Raw genomic sequence first — 888 nt, 5'->3', positions numbered from 1 at the left:
TCGGTTTAGGAACATCAGCCATACTTAATGCGCGGTCCAACGAGACTTACCCTGCTGATGGTGTGCTAACTGTAGGGCAGTTTGGGATAGGCGCGGATTGGTTGCCCCTGACTACTGATTTTAAGACCATTGAAAAAGGTGGCATTTACGCTGGCGGTGGCGCTACGGGAGTTAATTTCTTTAACCCGTACGCGCCTGTTCTCGTCATGTGTAGATATGCCACCTCCGCAATGCAAGCTCTTCAGGCTGATAACACTACCCTTGCATTCAACGTGAAGGATGCAAATGGCTGGAGGGGTTGGGTTAAGCTTTATAGCGAATACAACACGACCCGCGCCAGCGACGGTACATTGAAAGCTGCATCGCCAGTGGTGGCAATATTTTCCGATGGTTCATACCGGACGAATGACGAATCGGAGGGCTGCACTGTAACCCGTCTGGTCACAGGCCAATATCTGGTGGAAGGGTGTCAGGGGCTGAACTCAGACGCAGCATGGGGCGGCATCGATGGAGGTTTTGACATCCCTACCGATCGCAACAAGCAACCGCTTATCTGGCTGGATTATGAGGTTAACGCCGATGGTTCGGTACTGGTAAAAACCTATCATCGTACTCACCCTGATGCGCCTGCATTCGCCAGAAACGAACTGGAAGGCGTGGGTGACGGTGATCCTGTCGACATTCCTAGCGACCAGTTCGTGTCCGTGCGCGTCGAAATGCCTGCCGATTCTTTATACAACCAAAAAATCAGAGCAGCAGAGCTGGCCATGACTGCTGATGCGGGTGAATAAAGGTCGGTTTGGTAGACAGCAATGGTTACGTGCCTGTGTCACTGGGAGGTACGGGTAGCAACAGGGGGGCCGCAATTGGTGTCAACATCGATGGAAC

The 888-nt window shown here is 52.5% G+C and carries 1 pseudogene; it reads left to right on the top strand.

Annotated elements, in window-relative coordinates:
* Positions 1-791 (top strand): annotated as a pseudogene (locus tag ACOTWU_RS25265) (phage tail protein); the annotation flags it as partial.
* Positions 792-888: the final 97 nt, after the last annotated feature.

The organism is Enterobacter cloacae complex sp. GYL001 (assembly GCF_049237125.1).
GTDB classification, from domain to species: domain Bacteria; phylum Pseudomonadota; class Gammaproteobacteria; order Enterobacterales; family Enterobacteriaceae; genus Enterobacter; species Enterobacter hormaechei_C.
The sequence above is the reverse complement of the archived record's forward strand: the minus strand, read 5'-3'. Positions and strand labels throughout refer to the sequence as shown.